At 37.8% G+C, this 18,070-nt stretch carries 17 protein-coding genes; 5 read left to right on the plus strand and 12 right to left on the minus strand.

The window, feature by feature from the left end; all coding sequences use genetic code 11:
- Positions 1–2,102, minus strand: a 2,102-nt coding sequence (locus ACO1O5_RS09210; RefSeq protein ID WP_486269556.1) for a putative porin, incomplete at its 3' end; no start/stop codon positions are given.
- An 11-nt stretch (positions 2,103–2,113) separates the two neighbouring features.
- Complete coding sequence (locus ACO1O5_RS09215; RefSeq protein ID WP_486269557.1) at positions 2,114–2,926, minus strand: purine-nucleoside phosphorylase; 813 nt, start codon at positions 2,924–2,926, stop codon at positions 2,114–2,116.
- 220 nt (positions 2,927–3,146) lie between these two features.
- On the opposite strand from ACO1O5_RS09215, the gene ACO1O5_RS09220 reads away from it, so the two are divergent.
- Positions 3,147–4,055 (plus strand): hypothetical protein, encoded by a 909-nt coding sequence (locus ACO1O5_RS09220; protein ID WP_486269558.1) that lies wholly within the window; start codon positions 3,147–3,149, stop codon positions 4,053–4,055.
- A gap of 81 nt (positions 4,056–4,136) precedes the next feature.
- Here ACO1O5_RS09220 and ACO1O5_RS09225 read toward each other — a convergent pair whose 3' ends face one another.
- Complete coding sequence (locus ACO1O5_RS09225) at positions 4,137–4,976, minus strand: DUF2911 domain-containing protein (protein WP_486269559.1); 840 nt, start codon at positions 4,974–4,976, stop codon at positions 4,137–4,139.
- 150 nt (positions 4,977–5,126) lie between these two features.
- Between ACO1O5_RS09225 and sucC the strand changes: the two genes are divergently transcribed.
- Entirely contained in the window at positions 5,127–6,338 is a 1,212-nt protein-coding gene (gene sucC, locus ACO1O5_RS09230; RefSeq protein ID WP_486269560.1) for an ADP-forming succinate--CoA ligase subunit beta, read from the plus strand.
- A 150-nt stretch (positions 6,339–6,488) separates the two neighbouring features.
- Positions 6,489–7,334 (plus strand): 2OG-Fe(II) oxygenase, encoded by an 846-nt coding sequence (locus ACO1O5_RS09235; protein ID WP_486269561.1) that lies wholly within the window; start codon positions 6,489–6,491, stop codon positions 7,332–7,334.
- Positions 7,335–7,367: 33 nt separating this feature from the next.
- On the opposite strand, the gene ACO1O5_RS09240 is transcribed toward ACO1O5_RS09235, so the two are convergent.
- The 7 genes from ACO1O5_RS09240 to ACO1O5_RS09270 all read right to left on the minus strand — a co-directional run bounded on the left by ACO1O5_RS09240 (position 7,368) and on the right by ACO1O5_RS09270 (position 14,070).
- Positions 7,368–9,029, minus strand: coding sequence for an ArnT family glycosyltransferase (locus ACO1O5_RS09240; protein WP_486269562.1), 1,662 nt, complete (start codon positions 9,027–9,029; stop codon positions 7,368–7,370).
- Between the two features lie 15 nt (positions 9,030–9,044).
- A complete protein-coding gene (locus ACO1O5_RS09245) occupies positions 9,045–9,824 on the minus strand; it encodes a glycosyltransferase family 2 protein (RefSeq protein ID WP_486269563.1) in 780 nt (259 codons plus the stop codon).
- Positions 9,825–10,030: 206 nt separating this feature from the next.
- Positions 10,031–10,852: an anti-sigma factor gene (locus ACO1O5_RS09250; RefSeq protein WP_486269564.1), complete on the minus strand. Its 822-nt coding sequence runs from the start codon at positions 10,850–10,852 to the stop codon at positions 10,031–10,033.
- A gap of 1 nt (position 10,853) precedes the next feature.
- A complete protein-coding gene (locus ACO1O5_RS09255) occupies positions 10,854–11,399 on the minus strand; it encodes an RNA polymerase sigma factor (protein ID WP_486269565.1) in 546 nt (181 codons plus the stop codon).
- Positions 11,400–11,518: 119 nt separating this feature from the next.
- The gene (locus ACO1O5_RS09260) at positions 11,519–12,712 is read right to left on the minus strand and encodes a hypothetical protein (protein WP_486269566.1); all 1,194 of its coding nucleotides are present in this window, start codon (positions 12,710–12,712) and stop codon (positions 11,519–11,521) included.
- Positions 12,713–12,814: 102 nt separating this feature from the next.
- Positions 12,815–13,657: a type 1 glutamine amidotransferase gene (locus ACO1O5_RS09265; protein WP_486269567.1), complete on the minus strand. Its 843-nt coding sequence runs from the start codon at positions 13,655–13,657 to the stop codon at positions 12,815–12,817.
- 86 nt (positions 13,658–13,743) lie between these two features.
- Positions 13,744–14,070, minus strand: a complete 327-nt coding sequence (locus ACO1O5_RS09270) for a hypothetical protein (RefSeq protein ID WP_486269568.1) — start codon at positions 14,068–14,070, stop codon at positions 13,744–13,746.
- Positions 14,071–14,421: 351 nt separating this feature from the next.
- Here ACO1O5_RS09270 and ACO1O5_RS09275 point away from each other — a divergent pair, with 351 nt between their 5' ends.
- A complete protein-coding gene (locus ACO1O5_RS09275; RefSeq protein WP_486269569.1) occupies positions 14,422–14,604 on the plus strand; it encodes a hypothetical protein in 183 nt (60 codons plus the stop codon).
- A gap of 34 nt (positions 14,605–14,638) precedes the next feature.
- Here ACO1O5_RS09275 and ACO1O5_RS09280 read toward each other — a convergent pair whose 3' ends face one another.
- Entirely contained in the window at positions 14,639–15,751 is a 1,113-nt protein-coding gene (locus ACO1O5_RS09280; RefSeq protein ID WP_486269570.1) for a carboxylate-amine ligase, read from the minus strand.
- A gap of 124 nt (positions 15,752–15,875) precedes the next feature.
- Positions 15,876–16,829, minus strand: coding sequence for an ATP-grasp domain-containing protein (locus tag ACO1O5_RS09285; RefSeq protein ID WP_486269571.1), 954 nt, complete (start codon positions 16,827–16,829; stop codon positions 15,876–15,878).
- A 155-nt stretch (positions 16,830–16,984) separates the two neighbouring features.
- Between ACO1O5_RS09285 and ACO1O5_RS09290 the strand changes: the two genes are divergently transcribed.
- Entirely contained in the window at positions 16,985–17,797 is an 813-nt protein-coding gene (locus ACO1O5_RS09290) for an alpha/beta hydrolase (RefSeq protein WP_486269572.1), read from the plus strand.
- The last annotated feature ends 273 nt before the right edge of the window (positions 17,798–18,070 follow it).

Raw genomic sequence — 18,070 nt, forward strand, 5'->3', positions numbered from 1 at the left:
GGATAGTTTGGCGCTGCAAAGCTATTGTTGGTAAAGCCAAACGGGGAAAAATTGATAGTATTTAAGTTTTCAATTTTTACAAGCCCCGTAAAAGATTTTATCCTGAAATTAAAATAGGCATCTAGTCGGGGAAGGTTGCTTATAGTAACTGAATCCTGCGGAAAGAAATGTCCCACCACCGGGGAATAGTTATTGGCTTTATACGGTGTGTTGTATTCCACATCTATACCCGTGCTCAAAACAAGGTTTTTGTAGAAAGTTCCCTCGAACGCAAGACGTTGCCGCGTAAAAAACAGGGGTACTCTTATCGGGTTATCGCCGGTAGTTTGCTGAACAATAAAATCGCTGTATAAATTAAGATGGCCCACAATTTTATTCTTTGTAGCAGCAGTAATCTGCGTAAGATTTACCAGCCCGTTAAACTGATCCGTTAGGTAATAGCTTTTAAAATAGGTGTAGTTCGTAATGGATGTATTTTTTGCCATGATGGTAAACTTTGGGTTAGCCGCCATCACAGAAATTATCGTTATGTTTTCTTTTTTCGTAAGAGAACTGTTGTCAAGATTAAACGAAGAGAACCCATCAAAAATATAAGAAGGGGAGCGGTTTACGTTTTGAAAAGCTATCTGCACATTGCCAAGTTTTGGGTTAAGAAAACGGTTAAGTACCGCATAAGCGCTATAGTCTGCAGCATTGAGGCCTGTGGCATAAAATTCGCCTTTCAGCAATGCATCCCATTTTTTATTCCTGGTTTTGTTTCGGTACTCGCCATGCAAAACGACATTGTAAAAAGTTTTCTTCGTATATGAATAAAGTGTTCTGTAGGCTGGCAATACAACTAATGAAGGAAAGTATTGTCCCTTTAAAAATTCACCTGAAAAATTTTCGAGCCTTATGCCGGCTTCAATAAATTGAGCAGGATTCTTTGTTTCCGGAAATTGTCGTATTGAAAAATCATTCGAAACAAATTTCCATTTATCCTGCAGACGAAATCTCAATGAATCGTGACTTAACATTAAAGTAGTATCATACCAATCATGAAATAATGTTGAGTCTAATTGTGCGTTGCGGGTTCCTGAGTAACTCTGGTAACCTGAAACGTTATCCTGGAATTGATAGCCAGAAGTGCTGTAATTAATAGAATGTTGAAAACGAAATTTTGGATAGAATAAATATTCTGTTGTACTATCATTAATGATGATAGAATCTTTTATTCCAAAATCATAACTCTGCCTGAAAAGCGCAGTAAAATTGCTGTATAAATTTCCCGTATTTACTTTGGTAGAGAACACATTAAATGATTCTCCCACATCGCCACCAAGATTAACGGGAACGGCAAAACGCTTTTTTCGATGCGGATCAACAAGAAAAGAATCAGCCTGTATTCCACCATTTTCTGATGTATTTATTTTATTTCCCAGCAACACCATATAAGCAGCATATCTTTTTCTTTTTCCCTGGTAGTTGCTGAAAAACCGGTAGTTGTTGATATTGGAATTTTGAGTTTGAAAAACCCCCGGCGATGATATCAGCCGGTATTGAATACCTGCATTCCAGTTTGGCTTTATATTTTGGGTATGAAGCACATTGATTACTTGCTCTTTTCCTGATGCAAGCAAATAAGTCATTTGGGTAAAAGGCCTTGTTGTCTTGTAAAAGCGGGTATCTTCTAAGGTAAATTTATAAAGATCATAGGCGTGAAACCCGGCGTCCCAGCCTGCTTTCAGCAATGGGGAAAATAACACGGGGAAAGCTGCTGAGCCATTATTGCCTAACGTTACATAATTAGCGGGAACGGTGTAAATTTTATCAAAATCATTAATAGAAGAATCGAGATGATCACTTCTCAAAGAATCAAGGAAGCGAAAAGAAATAGTAATTGAATCTGCCAGGTCATCACGATGCTGAAAAGAAAGTGAATCGCCTTTTTTCGATTGTCCTTTAGCGTTAGGGCTGGTTGAGGAAGAAGAAAAATTTGGTCGATTTCTTATAATGTTTGGTATTTGTGCCTTTACTGTTTGCAGGGATAGAAATATAACCGTTATCAGAAGTAGTAGCTTCGAAAGTTTGCCTGTATAATCTATTTTATTTTTTTCAATCATTACATCTGCCTTTATAACCTGGCAATAAGTTCTTTAAAGATCAGCGCAAGTTTTGGCTCAGCGTCTTTCGCGGCCTGCAAAACTTCTTCATGGGTTATTTTATTCTCTTCTTTTCTAATGCCAATATCCGTAATTACACTTAAGGCAAAAACAGGCAAGCCCAGGTGAACAGCCGCAATTACTTCCTGTACGGTGCTCATGCCCACTGCATCGCCGCCAAGCAGGCTAATCATTTTATACTCTGCCCTTGTTTCAAAAGAGGGTCCCGTAACGCCCACGTAAATTCCTTCTTTTAATTCTATATTATTTTCTGTGGCAATGTCATGCGCTTTCTTAATGAGCGATTTTTTATAAGGTTCACTCATGTCCGGAAACCTTGTGCCGAAATTTTCATCATTCTTGCCCAGCAACGGGTTTAAAGTAAGCATGCTGATATGGTCTTTAATGATCATGAGGTCACCTACCTGGAAAGTAGTATTGGTGCCTCCCGCAGCGTTACTGAGTAACAGCGTTTCAATGCCAAGGAATTTAAGAACTCTTATTGGAAAAACAACTTCCTGCGTAGAATAACCTTCATAATAATGAAAACGCCCGGCCATCGCCACAACTTTTTTGCCTGAAAGTTCGCCGAAAATAAGCTTGCCGGTATGGCCTTCCACAGTACTTACCGGGAAGTGTGGTATGGTATTGTAAGCGATTTCAAATTCAATGTTTATTTGCTCCGTAAAGCTTCCTAACCCACTTCCCAAAACTATCCCTACCGCGGGCTTTATTGTATACTTTGATTGGATAAAATCTACGGCTTCATTAACTTTTTGTAGCATAAGCATTTAAATGGCTTCAAAGATAAGTGAATGGTGGAATGGTTGATTAACTGAATTGTTAAGGGGTTGATAAGGTCGACGATCGATGCAGATTAATTCAATAAAGTCTTTACATTTAGATATAGCCGAAACATCTTGCGCAGTAGCAATTGCCTTTGCATCCAAAATTTTGAGCACTGATTAAGCAATGAGAAATTTATACAGATATGAATTGCGATACATGGAAAAATGTTTTCTTTTATTATTGATGTGTTGCGGGACTTTTAGTTGTTCTAAAAATCTGCTGCCAATTGTAGTGATACAGCCTCACCACTTTAAGATTGAAATACCGGCGAGGTTTAACGGATACGGAATTTTAGTAAATACATATTGGGGGAAAGATAGCATCGGGCACTTGATGTATTGGGATAATCATTCTCCTTGCTGGGCAGATTTTAGTATCGTTAAGGACAGTGCAACACTTGCAAAATCGCAGGTGTATAATTACCGTACCACTACTGCAGAAGGCGCAAACATAGAAGGCGATGTTTATATGTGTAACAAAATTTCACTTGGCAATGTGGCATTCTTTAGTATTCCATTTTATAACATTGTTCAACAAAAAACAAGGCAATGGAACCATAAAATTGCCGGCGTATTTGGGGAAGAATTAATTAATAAAGGCATATGGGAAATTGATTTTAAAAATGAATCCATGACTTTTACTTCAAGCATAGATTCCCTTACAGACTTGGCGCGGGCAAGCGCGCTGCCATCAAGATTTAAAGATGGGATAATTGAGTTAACAGTAACATTTCAACAAAATATTGACAGGACGATAGAGGTGGATATGGGATATAATGGTGGCATCCTTATCCCGTTGAAGCTATTTAATATTGTTTCATCAGGCAATAAAAAAACTACTACTGATACACTTCTTTTTTCAACTCCCGGCCGTTCAGAAAACGTCCTTAATCATTTGGCTCTTGATTCAGTTAGGATTGGTCAAAATTTCTTTCCCGTATCTATTGCATCTAATGGACCTAATAAAGAAATGCTGATAGGCTCCCGGTTCTTTCAAGAGTTTGAATATGTAATTTTTGATTATGTAAACGATGCGGTCTATGTTTCAAATAAAAAACGTTATTAACCCAATACTAATAAATATTATTTGTATAAAACCGAAGGCGGTTATTTGTTTCGGGCTATAATAAATATCTATTAGAAAACGCTATAGTTGCTTCAATAGTTTGTTGCCAAAATTTACATAGTCTGCATTCTTCGCTTCTTTAGCCAGCTCTATCGTCTTCATAGCACTTGCTTTCGCTCCCGCTTTATCGCCCATGGCTTTTTGAATTTTTGCTTTTTGTAAAAACATAAAGTAGGCTTTAGGGTTTTCATCTGTTGCCTTATTGATATATTCCAAAGCTTTTGAATAATTTTTATCGTAATCAAAATAAAAATTAGCGGCCTGGTAATATGGTTTTTTATCGCCTTGCAAAGCAGTTTCTAACTGTTGGCGTATACGCTCTTTAATGTCTGTTTTTATAGGAACGGCTACATCAGTATTTGCCCATCTTAAATGCAATTCGCAGCTTTCATTTTTTAAATTGGCAAACTGCATAGTAAAGGTTTCAATTTTTTCTTTGATCGTTGTTACCGGCGCTTTATAATGCAAAACGTCGTCGCTTTCTTTAAACCCATCTGAGCCCGGGTAGGCAGTTCCTTTACTAAACACAACATCCCATTGGGTTTTATTTGGAACGGTGTATATAACATAACTTCCTGAGTCGAGGTTTTCATTGCCAATCGTTACTTTATCACTGAAGTGAATTTTTGTGGCCGCATTAGCCCCGGTTCTCCAGGGTTTGCCAAGTGGGACCAATTCGCTGTTATCACCAAATACCTGGCGTCCTTTTATTCCCGGCCTGCTATAGGTTAACTCAATTTGACCAAGGCCGAAATCCTGTGTAATGGTTTGTGTTGGGCTGGGAGCAGGCATCTTAACCTGGGCATTTGCCGAAATGCATAGCGTGACAGACGCAAAGGCAACCGTAAATATTTTTTTCATATAAGTAATTTTTGCAAACGTAAGGAAAGTATAATTAAACTTATAAGCTAAGTTCAATTAGACTAACGTTCTTGTTGAAATTCTATTAAGAAGATCAAAACTGCACTCTATTTACCAATTACACTTTATCTTCGCCCAAAAGAGTTTATTATGAATTTACATGAATACCAGGCAAAAGAACTATTAAAGAAATACAATGTTCCCGTTCAGGAAGGAATTGCATGCAACACGATTGCAGAGGCAGAAGAAGCGTATCGTTACATCAACAGTCAGTATGGAAGCAGGTTTGCGGTTATCAAAGCACAGATACACGCCGGTGGAAGAGGTAAGGGAACCATAAAAGGCACTGATCAACGTGGGGTTGCCGTTGCCAAAAATGCTGAAGATGTAAAGAGAATTGCAGGCAATATTTTAGGCGGAACATTAGTTACTGTTCAAACCGGTGAAGCAGGTAAATTAGTAAGTAAAGTTTTGGTGGCACAAGATGTTTATTATGATGGCCCCGATAAAGTAAAGGAAATTTATTTATCTATTTTACTGGATAGAACCAAGGGTAAGAATGTAATAATGTATAGTACGGAAGGTGGTGTAAATATTGAAGATGTGGCACATGATACTCCTGAAAAAATATTTAAAGAATGGGTGCATCCCGGAGGGCCGTTACAGTCGTTCCAGGCAAGAAAAATTGGATATAATCTTGGACTCAAAGGAGACGCCTTTAAGAACTGTATAAAATTTGTAACCAACTTGTATAGTGCCTTTGTGGGGCTTGACTGCAGCATGCTTGAGATAAATCCCCTATTTAAAACAAGTGATAATAAAATTTTAGCTGTTGATTGTAAAATGAATATTGATGATAATTCATTAATGCGCCATCCCGATGTTGCTGCTTTGAGAGATATCTCGGAGGAAGATCCCACTGAAGTAGAAGCGGCGAAATTCAATCTTAATTTTGTGAAGCTTGATGGCAATGTGGGCTGCATGGTCAATGGCGCCGGCCTTGCTATGGCAACGATGGATATGATTAAATTAAGCGGTGGTGAACCTGCCAACTTTTTGGACGTAGGCGGCACTGCCAATGCACAAACTGTAGAAGCCGGTTTCAGGATAATATTAAAAGATCCCAAAGTAAAAGCAATCCTCATAAATATATTTGGAGGTATTGTTCGCTGTGATCGCGTAGCCCAGGGCGTTATAGATGCTTATGAATCGATTGGCAACATAGCAATACCCATTATTGTTCGTTTACAGGGTACGAATGCGGAGGTTGCCAAAGAGTTAATTGATAAAAGCGGGTTAAAAGTACAGTCAGCTATTTTGCTAAGCGAGGCAGCAGATTTGGTAAACAAAGCCGTGGCATAATTTGTTCCCACCAAGCTACTAAGGTCACTAAGAAGATTTCTTTGCGTTACTTCGTGACTTTGTGGGATTTTTAATTTGCCGTGGCGATACTAAACACTTTGAAAATAGTTTGTGGGTGTATTATTATCTTTGCCACTTAAATTTCTTAAGGTGGAGACAGCAACGCAAATATTCGATTATACAAAATGGAACAGCAAGCTTCCTGAATTGAGTAAGCAATATCAATCTGCGAGTCCTTATCCTCATATTGTACTCGAAAATTTTTTGAATCCTGAAACACTCGATGAGTGTATTGCTGAGTTCAATAAATTAAACGAAGCTGACGGTTGGATCAACTACACACATTACAACGAAAAAAAGAAGGGGCTCAATAAACTCGACGTTCTTCCTGAAACTATTAAAGGAACCATCAACGAATTAAATTCCCCGGAGTTTTTGAACTTCCTTAGTACACTAACGGGCATCAATAACCTGCAAAAAGATGATTTCCTCGAGGGCGGCGGTATTCATCAATCCACTAAGGGTGGGTTTTTAAACATTCATGCAGATTTTACCGTGCACCCGCATCATCGCAATTGGCAGCGCAGGGTAAATGTGTTGGTCTATTTAAATAAAGACTGGAAAGAGGAGTGGGGTGGCAAATTAGAATTATGGGATCGTGAAATGAAAGTATGTGAAGAGAAAGTGCTTCCTGTATTTAATCGTTGCGTAATTTTTAATACCGATGCAGATTCGTATCATGGTCACCCTGAACCAATGACATGCCCTGAAGGTGTTTACCGCAGATCAATTGCTTTATATTATTATTCTATCGAAGATAAACCTTTCAGGCGGGCAACTTATTACCAGGCAAGGCCAGGCGAAGGAAGCAAAAAAATAATGGTGAAGATCGACAATGCTATGGTAGCGGCTTATACAGAAATTAAAGGCCGTCTTGGAGCCAACGATAAAATTATCAGCAAAGTATTAAAGTTTTTTTCAGGGAAGAAAAAATGAATCGACTTTGAAATTAATATAGTGATTGACAATTCAGTTGGGCACCTCTCTCTTTAAAAAAACAAATCCGTTTTTGCGATACAACTCTTTCAGGTCAGTATATTGTTTGTATTTATCTATCCTGTCAACTCTTGATACGAAATAAGCCGGCTTATCAATTTTGCCGGTAAGCAACCACTGTTCATCATAAGAATCAGGATTAGTTGGAATTTCTTTTCTTACATAATAAAGCTGTGCATAGCTGAAATAACCTAACGTGTTTACATAACAAGCCTCACCTTGCCGCTGTATAAAAAAATCTATGGCTGCGCCCTGTGTATAGCGTTCTACTTTGGGCACAATGATCGCCGATGCTAAAAAAATCACAATGGCAGTTCCTCCAAATAATACCCACGCCGCTTGTTTAAATTTATTTTTATTGAGACTCCTTATTCCAATAATTATAGAAATAATCATAATCAAACCAACAATTCCTTCAAGGCCACTCCAGTGAACATCAGCCTGCATCATTGCATTTACAAATTTATCTTTCACACCGGGTGCGAACTTTTTAAGATTCATTGCGAAGTAGGGGAGCGATAGTATAAACAAAGAAATAACGCCGCCAATTATAGCAATAAAAACACCTACATATCTTTTATAATTCATTTGCTTCAGATCCCATTTGTAAATTGAATAAGCTGCGAGGAAAGTCAGCGGGAACCATGCCATTGATGAGTAATGAATAATGCGTGATTGAACAATGGTGAATAAAACGGTGATCACCCAAAAGAAAATCTGCATCCATTTTTTAAAATCTTTATCATGCCTGCTCGTATATGTCGATTTAAAAAAGGAAGGTATTGCAAGGAGCGATGCAGGGAAACATCCCATCAACAGAACAATATAATGATAGCCGAAAAATCCTTTCTGGCCCGCATCGTGCGTAGTGAAAAGGCGATATTGGTATTTTAAAAATTCAGTTATAAACCAAGGGCCATTTTTTGCGGTTTCATAACCATACCAGGTTGCGGTTACAATGGCTGCAACAAGTAAGTAAAGAAGGGCATGCCACCAGTTGAAATAAAAACGAAACCGGTTATAAATAAGATATACGCCAAGAGCCAATAAAAATATCATCAGGGAAACTTGTCCTTTTGTTAAGATAGCCAGACCCATAAATATACCGGACCAAACTACATAATAAATTGGATGATGGTTCAATCCTTTTTTATCAAAACCATTTCTTACCCAATGATACAAGATGAAATTATACAATGATAAAAAAGTAAACAGGTTAAACCACGGATCAATAATTCCTGATTTGAAATACATATTGGGAAACAGAGAACCGCCAAAGGCAAGTGCCCAAAGCACGCCAAATTTTTTATCATATATCCTGCTACCGCAAATAAAAATAACAACCAAAGTAACAACACCACAAATTGCATTTGGAAAACGTGCTGCAAAATCAGTAACGCCAAAAATGCTCATGGCGCCGCTTTGCATCCAGATAAACATAATTGGCTTTTCCCAAAATGGTTTGAAGTTGATATAAACCCTGCTGTAGTCATGCAGCTTAAGCATTTCCCGCGAGCACTCAGCAAAATTTACTTCATCCCAATCGAACAAATGAACTCTGCCCAAAAAAGGAATAAAGAAAATTGCTGCAAGAAGAGCAATGAAAATAATAATTTGGATTTTGCTTAAACGCATCGACAATTGAAATTTTTAATTCTTCATTTTTAATTCTTCATTTTTAATTTTTACCGGTTCGTACATTTTTCTTTTCATTAAACGCCATTTGCATAGACGATGTACTATTGAGACTCTCAGTACACCGAGTCCGTAAGTAATGCTTCGTTGCAGGTTAATGCTTGATGCTTCTTCAAAATAACGGGTCGGGCACGTGATCTCCGCTATTTCATAACCGAGATAGATAATCTGTGATAACATTTCATTATCAAAAACAAAATCTTCTGAATTTACTTCGTAATTGATGCTTTCTAAGACCTCGCGGGAAAAAGCCCGGTACCCTGTATGATATTCAGCTACTTTTTGCCCAAGCATTACGTTTTCAAAAAAAGTTAAGGCACGATTGGAAATGTATTTATACAAAGGCATGCCGCCGCTTAGGGCGCCTTTGCCTAATGTGCGTGCCCCAAGTACCACCTGGTATACACCATTAGCAATGAGGTATGCCATTGAAGGAATGAGTTTGGGCGTGTATTGGTAATCAGGGTGCAACATTATGACGATATCACCGCCAAGTTCGAGTGCCCTGTTATAGCATGATTTTTGGTTGCCGCCGTAACCCCGGTTTTTGTCGTGCTTAATAATGTGCCTGATGCCAAGTTCAGTGGCAATTTCAACTGTTTTATCGCTGCTATTGTCATCTACCAATATCACTTCATCCACCATATCAAAAGGAATTTCCTGGTAAGTTTTTTTTAGTGTAAGTGCGGCATTATACGCCGGAAGAACAATTACAATTTTTTTATTGTCAATCATGTTGGACGCTGGTTCTGTTATGAACTTCCTTTAGTGTTTGAGGGCGCAAAATTACTCTATTGAAATTATAGCTAAAAAAATAATGTTGCCGTGGCGGTAATTTGTTGAATTTTTAGTAATTCAATTTTACGCACAAAAAATGGTTTAACTATGTGCTCAGTCGGTAGGGATAATCGGGGGTTGTGACACGATAAACTTCGCCGTTATTATATTTTAGCAATCACATACATAGTGCCTTTAGGAGTAGGACTGCCACCTGCTTTTTCAAGCGTGATAGCAAAAGCATCAGCATGGCCAAAAGATTTCATTTTTTGTATACGGTAAATACCTTTTTGAGTTGTTATCATACCTGCATCAATAGGTTTGCCATCGATAATTGCCCACAACTGGTATTGCATGCTATCGGGAACAGCTGGTAAGTTGGATGGATCAACGTATACGTCACCTGTATTTTTCATCCAGAAAATTTTTGCCTGGGCATCAGGCACCGCTGGCGTTCCTTTCAACACAACTGATAAAGAATTCTTATCCGTCATTACATTAATATCAGTCTTCATGGCAAGGTTAGCCTGCTGGTTTTCTTTAATTTTTTCCTGGGCCGCCTGTAATTCATTAGCTGCGGATTGATATTGATCGGTTGCTGTTTGGTATTTATTGTAATAAGAATAATTGAGCACCACACTTCCAATCAACAAAATAAACATTGCTGCTGCCATGAGTTTAAAGAATGTCGGTATTCTATAAACCTTCGCTTGTGCCGGTGCAAAATTTATCAACGGAACATTATTGTTATCCTTATGCTCATCTTTTGTTATTTGTAAAAATATTTTATCTTTTACTGAAGATGAAGGTTCCATTGCGTTTGCCTGCGCATAGGTTTCAAGGGAAACCTCGATGGCATCAAGTTCCTGTTGGATCTCAGGATATTGCTTTACCCAGTCCTCAACCTGCCGGGCTTCTTCGGGAGAAGTAAGTCCGCAAGCATAAAGCTCAAGTAAACCGGATGATATGATGTCTTCTTTGTTCAATTTATGTCAATACTTTTCTTAATTCAATAATAGCTGCCCTCATTCTCGTTTTCACGGTACCTAATGGTATATCTAATGTTTTGGATATTTCTTCCTGTGTTAAGCCTCCAAAATAAGCGAGGTCAATAATAGCCCGTTGGTCGTCTTTTAGTAGGGTTAAATGTTTTCTAATACCAAGTGCATCGAAGCTTTCAGCAGTATTGGCCTTGTCGGTTATGTTACTTACGGCGTTCTCTGAATTTTGGATTTTAGTTTGCTTCTTATAACCCTTACTTCTAAGCGTATCTATTGTTAAATTTCTCGTGAGATTCAACATCCATGTAAATAATCTTCCTTTTAGAGTGTCGTAGTTTGAGAAATTATTCCAGATTTTTACAAACGCCTCCTGCAATATATCTTCAGCAAGTTCCCTGTTGTCTACCATTTTATATATTACTCCAAAGAGGGCACCGGAATAGTTGTCGTAGAGATACGAAAATGCAGACTGATCCCTGTTTTTCAAAAGGTAGATCAATTCGTCCTCACTATATTTCTTTACTTCCTGCAATAATTTCTCTTATAATAATTAATGATTAGATGTTAAGCACGGATAAAAATAAAGATATGATTTTTTAATACAGCGCCCGAATTCAAAGATGTTTTCTCACTTTCTTTTGAAACTATCTGCTACTTTTCGAAATAACAAACACTTCCACCTACCCAATCTTTATCCATGTTATATCTTACGCCAATCATTTTTCCTTTGCTGAGCCTGGCAAGATTGGTAACGGCAACCGGCCTTTCCATTCCATCTTTCCAGAAATAAAAAATTCGTATTTCTGCTTTGGCGGGAACATTAGGCGTTTTAATCACGTCTGCATATTTTACTTTCCGTTGCAGGATCCAATTTTCAGGGTCGGCAACTTTATCTATATCCTCTTTGGTAACATCAATAACAACTCCCTGGCCGGCAAAAGAAAACAGCGGTTTCAAAACAAAATTTTTAAGATCGCCTGGAAGCTGCTTTACTTCGTTTAGAAAAAAAGTTTCAGGAACATTGGGGTGGTGTATAAAAGGTAAAGTGAATTTACTGATTCTATAAAACCAGTTGGGATGCGGCACCCATTCTACATCCAACGGCTGAGTAATGTCAACCACATTACCCAAACCTTCCTTCATTTGCGATAGTTCATCGAAGATTATGCGGTTATATATTCGTTTTACTTCAATCTTTTTGCCATCCTTTTCATAGTATAATTTATTTCCTTCTTTTATTAGTTCCGTAAGGCAAACAATAGGTATATGTAAAAAATCCTGCGTGCAATAGAAATCAATTCTTGTCTTTTGATCATGTGGTTTTAATTCGAGCAGGATAACATTTTCCGGATCATGATTGCCTAAAACAATTTCTTTAAGAAGCTGCACATACGTGTCTACGTTATAACTATTCAGGTAGTCGCTGAAATTTCCGGGAATCTTAAAATGTTTTTCAAGAATTTGAGGATAATATGCCTGGAACGCGAAGATGGTTGGAAATCCCTGCATTTCTATCAACTGCGGTTCCAATTCACCTTTTTCATTTTCGCAAATTCCGAAATCAAATGCAATAAAATGTGAATGATCATTTTCTCCGGGTACATTTTCTCCAGCTGGTATAGCCCGTTCAGTGATTTTTTTAAAGCCGGGTTCTTTTATAAAATCAACAATAGTTTCACAGGCCCCGATCATTTTGTTGGTAAATTCTTTCGGTACAAATATGGGTGTTTCCGCCACCCTAAATGCGATATCACCAGGATGTTTACTGTTAAGGTCCTCCAGGAATTCTTCGTATTTTTTTTTAGTGAAATTCTTATTGAATTCTTCCCTGAGTTGGGGTACCATAGTGTTTAAAATTTTTCACTTAAAGAATGATTGAAAGATAAGAAAATTAAAAATGTCTTGGTTAAGCTGGTAAAAAATTAAGCCGTCATTTAAAAAACGACGTTAGGCAGGAACCCCATAAAGGCTGTTGACGGCAATGTTCAAAAAATTGGGAAGAATATGAGCGTAAGTCCATAAAATTTTATCGGGATCGTTTAATTGTTCAATCATAGATTTCCATTTTTTTTCACCATGATTTTCTATAACCGTTTTCTTCTTTTCTTCGGTTTGCAAATACATGCTCATACCTATTGCATCGGCTTCAGGATGAAATTGGGTGCCGATAAAATAATTGCTGAAGCGAATACCCATAATGGCTCTCTCGTATGGTAAATGCGGCCGGTCTTTTTCAATGCATAATATTTTTGCACCTTTATACAGCACATTCATTCTCGGTTCAATAACCTGGAAGTCGCGGCTATCAACGGCATAAAAAGGATCAGCCATTCCATTGAATACCGGCTCCTCTTTTCCTTCCTCCAAAAGATGTATCGGGAATACACCAAATGAGGTAGACTTCCGGGCACATACTTTTGCCAGTTGCCAGTGCCTGCAAACTAATTGAAAAGAATGGCAAATGAAAAAGACGTATTTTTTTTGAATGTTCTGGCTGTCATCATTCCATCTCTCGACGGCATCCAACCATTCAAAATATTTTTTTTCCCATTCAGATCCTTCACTTTCCAAAGGGCTGCCGGGTCCACCGGAACTTATATATATATCGTAAGATAAATCGGGTACACTGTTTTTTAACCGAACATCAAATTCATCAAGGGAAATATCGAGCTCATTAATTTCGCCAAACTGGTTAATGATTTCACGGATGCCCCTCATTCCCTGGTTAGCTACTCCTTCATATAAATCCAAAATGGCTATGCGTACAGTTTGCTTGTCATTTAAATTCATCCGGCAAAGATAAATTATTTACAAAACTCCTAAGGTAGAGAAGTCCTTAATATGTGAGTAGGTATTTGTTTTGTTTATTTCTTTATTCAGGAAAGTATCTGCAAAGGCAAAAATGAATAAGGATCTATCGAAAATCTTTTTTCAAATTCCATGTATTGTTCGCCCAATTCAAGTTCTATAAATGAGGCACCTTCTCTTATTTCCCAGAGATATAATTTTTTGTTTGCTGAATGTTGACTAAAGATCTCAGGGAGCATTTCCGGCAGTTGGCCATTCCAGCAGGCAACTTCAAGTTTTTCTTTTTCAGAAAGATGGTTATAGCTATAACCATCGCTTGTTTCACAAAATTTACCAGAAGTAAAACTTGTGCCGGTCACTAATAAAATTTCCTGTTGAGTAGAATTTGTTTCCATAATCTTTATTTTTAAAAACATTTAATAATAAGACCCTTAAATGCCGTAATGTTTTATTTTTTACCGCAAAATATTTTGTTAAATACCTTGTTAGATAAAACTGGAAATAAAGGATTAGTGCTAAAAATTACATTCGCAAAGAGGGGGCATCGGTTATGCGAAACGTAATAATGTAAGCGGAAGTTTTTTTAAAAGATAGTCGGAATGAAATCAGGTATTCTTCTGTTGGGATAAAAGTAAACCACATTTTTATTAATTGCAAGATTTCTTTAAAATTATAGTAGAAGTACTTGATAAATTTGCTAAATTGAGCGAAGGATATGTAAAATATCTGACGATTAATTGTAATAGATGAAACCAAAATCGGTTATAATAAATATTGTATTACCATTTTTATTAATAGTTGCCATTTTGTGGCCCCCGCTGAACAAGTTGACTGCAAGGTTAATCATTCTCGTATTTGCAGTAGCTTTTCTTTTTTTCAGGAATATAAAGAAGAATCAAAACAACAGGTTTCAAAAAGACGGGAAATAATTTAGAACCCGTTTTATTTGATACCAATACTGCCCTACAATCCAGCTAAAAATTGCCCGTGTATATAATCAACTACGTTGGCGAGGCTGTTGGTTTGCTCGTATACTTTTAACTGGCGGTCAGCGCCGGTGCCTTCTTCGAGCATTTTATGCACATTACTAACGGCATTGCGTATCCCAAGCGGGCCGGTTACATCATCAATAAAATCGAGCAGCTCATAAATAAGCACTCTTGTGTTCACTTCCGACTCTTTGCCAAAATCAATCATGCTGCCTTCAATGCCATATCGGCCTGCACGCCATTTGTTTTCATTTATTAAAGCACGGGGGTAAATTATGAAATTGAGATTTTGTGTGCGTAGTTTATATAACTTGGCGCAGATACCCTGGAATAATGCAGCGATGGTAATCGTTTCCATAACGGTCATGGGTACATCGCATATACGAAATTCAACCGTATTGAAGAAAGGATGAACGCGGAGGTCCCACCAGATTTTTTTGGCATTATCAATACAATTCGTTTTTACCAACAGCTTTACGTAATTATCATAAGCCTCTATGCTGTCAAAAAAATCGGGTATGCCTGTACGTGGAAACTTATCGAAAACCTTTGTGCGGAAGGATTTATAGCCCGTTAACCTGCCTTCCCAAAATGGGGAGTTGGTGCTAAGCGCATAAATATGCGGTAAAAAATAACGGGCGGAGTTGGCTATATGAATGGCCATTTCTCTCGTCTCCATCCCCACATGCACGTGTAAACCAAAAATTAAATTGCTTCTTGCTGCTTCCTGCAGTTCGTTAACGATTTGACTATACCGTGCATGATCCGTAATAAGTTGGCTTTCCCAATGGCTAAACGGATGCGTACCCGAAGCGCCAACCCATAACCCAAGGCTATCGGCTATAGAGCTGATTGTTTTGCGTAGTGTCGCCACGTCAACAAATGCCTCATCAATGTCCTGGCAAATATCAGTACCTACTTCAACCACTGCCTGGTGCATTTCAGCCTTTACTTTGTCTTTAATAACTTTTTCTCCTTCCTGTACAATCTTTTGCTCATGGCTTTTGAGTTCCCGTGTTATGGGATCTATCACCATGTATTCTTCTTCAATACCAAGGGTAAAATGCTTGTAAGAAATACCGGACATGTTTTGTTAAATTGGTTAATTATTTTATTTGTTACCTGGTCATTAAGTCATCAAGTGAACAAGTGATTGAACAGTTGGTAAAAGACTAATGTCCATTGACCAATCACCAGCAATATCAATTTCATCAATATAACTTCTTCCCGTCAGCGCCTCTTCTTATATATTCGCCCCAAGTTAAATTATCTTTTCCCGGTTCGTAAGACTGTGCTTTCTCAATGGCGAATATTGCAGCAGTTTCTACCACCCAATCAAAATTTTCTTTCCCAACACTGGTAACTTCTGCGTCGGGCGCAGGATTGCAAAAGTCAATGGCATAGGGAACCCCGTCCCGTAAAGCAAATTCCACAGTATTAAAATCGTAGCCCAGGTATTTATTGATTCTTAAAACCAGGTCAGTCATTAGTTCCAATCGTTGATTATCTGGTTTAAAATCGGCCACATATCTTAAGTGATGCGGGTTACGTGGTTCGTAGGACATTATGCGGACATACTTTCCTCCAATGCAATAACAACGATAATATTCGTCAAAGAAAATTTCTTCCTGCAACATCATAATGAGTTCACCTGTTTCAGCATGCTTATTAAAGAGATCCTGCGGGTCGGTTACTTTATATACATTCTTCCAGCCGCCACCGGCATGCGGTTTCATGTAGGCCGGAAAGCCGATGTAACTAAAAATGCTTTCCCAGTCTAACGGGTACGCAAGGTTAGTAAATGATTGATCGGTCGTATCTGCAGGCAAACTTTTAGATGGAAGAATTACCGTTTTAGGCACCGGCACACCTATTTTTGTAGCCAGGCAATTATTAAAAAACTTTTCGTCTGCACTCCACCAAAAGGGATTATTAATAACTGCGGTTCCGCAAAGTGCAGCATTTTTTAAAAAGGCCCGGTAGAATGGAATATCCTGCGATATGCGATCTACGATAACGGCATAACCACTGCTTTCACCCTGCATAACCTTATTTATATGCACAGGTTCGGCTGTTATTCCGTCTATATTTTTACTGTTTATTCTTTCAACAAAAGCTTCGGGAAAACTTCTTTCCTTGCCGAATAAAATGCCAATTTTTTTCATGAGTAAATTTTTGAATAATAGAATTTGTTGTAGCCGATGCCGGAATTTTTGCAATATTATTTTCAATCTCAATTTAGGAAAATTAACTCGCCGAACAAGAAACCAGCTTTGTATTTTATATTTTTGAAATCTATTTTATTTATTTTTGGCCACATATGCATACCAAAAAAACCACGCTCATAACTGCTGAAACACACACGCTGAATTCAACTCTTTTGAAAAGGGACGTTATCTTGAGCATTTATTTTCCTTCTGTTCAAATCGCTCCTGGTAAAATGAACCTATTGTTAATTAATGACGGACAAGACCTTGAAATAATGAAATTTGAAAAGATACTTTCACGTCTTTATTCAGCAAATGAAATTGAACCAATTTTCTGCGTGGGGATTGGTTGTGGTATCGATCGCAAAAATGAATATGGCACCGCGAAATACCTGGATTATAACGGAAGAGGAACAAAAGCAGCTTCGTACCAGCGATTTGTTTTCGACGAATTGATTCCTTTTATAAGAACAAATTATGCACTTCCTTCATTTAAGGAAAAATCCTTCTGCGGTTTTTCGTTAGGAGGTTTGAGCGCTCTTGATATTGTATGGAATCATGCAACTGAATTTAAAAATGTCGGCGTATTTAGCGGTTCTTTTTGGTGGCGGCTTGTAAGCCAAAATGATCCATCTTTTGATGAAGATAGTGACAGGATCATGCACCTGCAAATTAGAAATGGAGGTTATTACCCATGGCTCAAATTCTTTTTTGAAACTGGCACTAAAGACGAAACAGCCGACAGAAATAAGAATGGTATTATTGATTCTATTGACGATACCCTCTCTTTAATTGACGAACTCGTTAAGAAAGGTTATGATGCCGAAAAAGATATCCGCTACCTCGAATTGAATGACGGCAAACACGACGTTGGCACATGGGCAAAGGCTTTTCCCGATTTTTTAAAATGGGTGTGGGGAAAGTAATTCGTCCAGTGCAAAATCACTTTTGATTCAATTGCCATTAACCAATTTTGTTTACATCGTAAAACAGCAAAATTAACCGGGGTCATCCCGATAATTCCTTAGATATCCATTTTCTGTAATTCAGGAAATGGATTTTTATTAGGTCAAAGGTTGAGGAAGGATTTGTTAGGTTAAAAGAGTTTATTATTTTGAGGTTTATGCAAAGCTATCTCCTTCAGTTTATAGATACAACTGATAAGTCCTTTATTGTTTTACTTTTATCCTGTTCGCTTA

The organism is Ginsengibacter sp., from assembly GCF_057362405.1.

Excerpts from the sequence above, each read along its gene's own strand:
- ACO1O5_RS09265 (WP_486269567.1), bottom strand. The coding sequence starts at position 13,657 with ATGAATTTAAATGACAAGCAAACTGTACGCATAGCCATTTTGGATTTA.
- ACO1O5_RS09290 (WP_486269572.1), top strand. The coding sequence starts at position 16,985 with ATGCATACCAAAAAAACCACGCTCATAACTGCTGAAACACACACGCTG.
- ACO1O5_RS09260 (WP_486269566.1), bottom strand. The coding sequence starts at position 12,712 with ATGGTACCCCAACTCAGGGAAGAATTCAATAAGAATTTCACTAAAAAA.
- sucC (WP_486269560.1), top strand. The coding sequence starts at position 5,127 with ATGAATTTACATGAATACCAGGCAAAAGAACTATTAAAGAAATACAAT.
- ACO1O5_RS09270 (WP_486269568.1), bottom strand. The coding sequence starts at position 14,070 with ATGGAAACAAATTCTACTCAACAGGAAATTTTATTAGTGACCGGCACA.
- ACO1O5_RS09275 (WP_486269569.1), top strand. The coding sequence starts at position 14,422 with ATGAAACCAAAATCGGTTATAATAAATATTGTATTACCATTTTTATTA.
- ACO1O5_RS09245 (WP_486269563.1), bottom strand. The coding sequence starts at position 9,824 with ATGATTGACAATAAAAAAATTGTAATTGTTCTTCCGGCGTATAATGCC.
- ACO1O5_RS09285 (WP_486269571.1), bottom strand. The coding sequence starts at position 16,829 with ATGAAAAAAATTGGCATTTTATTCGGCAAGGAAAGAAGTTTTCCCGAA.
- ACO1O5_RS09280 (WP_486269570.1), bottom strand. The coding sequence starts at position 15,751 with ATGTCCGGTATTTCTTACAAGCATTTTACCCTTGGTATTGAAGAAGAA.
- ACO1O5_RS09215 (WP_486269557.1), bottom strand. The coding sequence starts at position 2,926 with ATGCTACAAAAAGTTAATGAAGCCGTAGATTTTATCCAATCAAAGTAT.
- ACO1O5_RS09220 (WP_486269558.1), top strand. The coding sequence starts at position 3,147 with ATGGAAAAATGTTTTCTTTTATTATTGATGTGTTGCGGGACTTTTAGT.
- ACO1O5_RS09240 (WP_486269562.1), bottom strand. The coding sequence starts at position 9,029 with ATGCGTTTAAGCAAAATCCAAATTATTATTTTCATTGCTCTTCTTGCA.
- ACO1O5_RS09225 (WP_486269559.1), bottom strand. The coding sequence starts at position 4,976 with ATGAAAAAAATATTTACGGTTGCCTTTGCGTCTGTCACGCTATGCATT.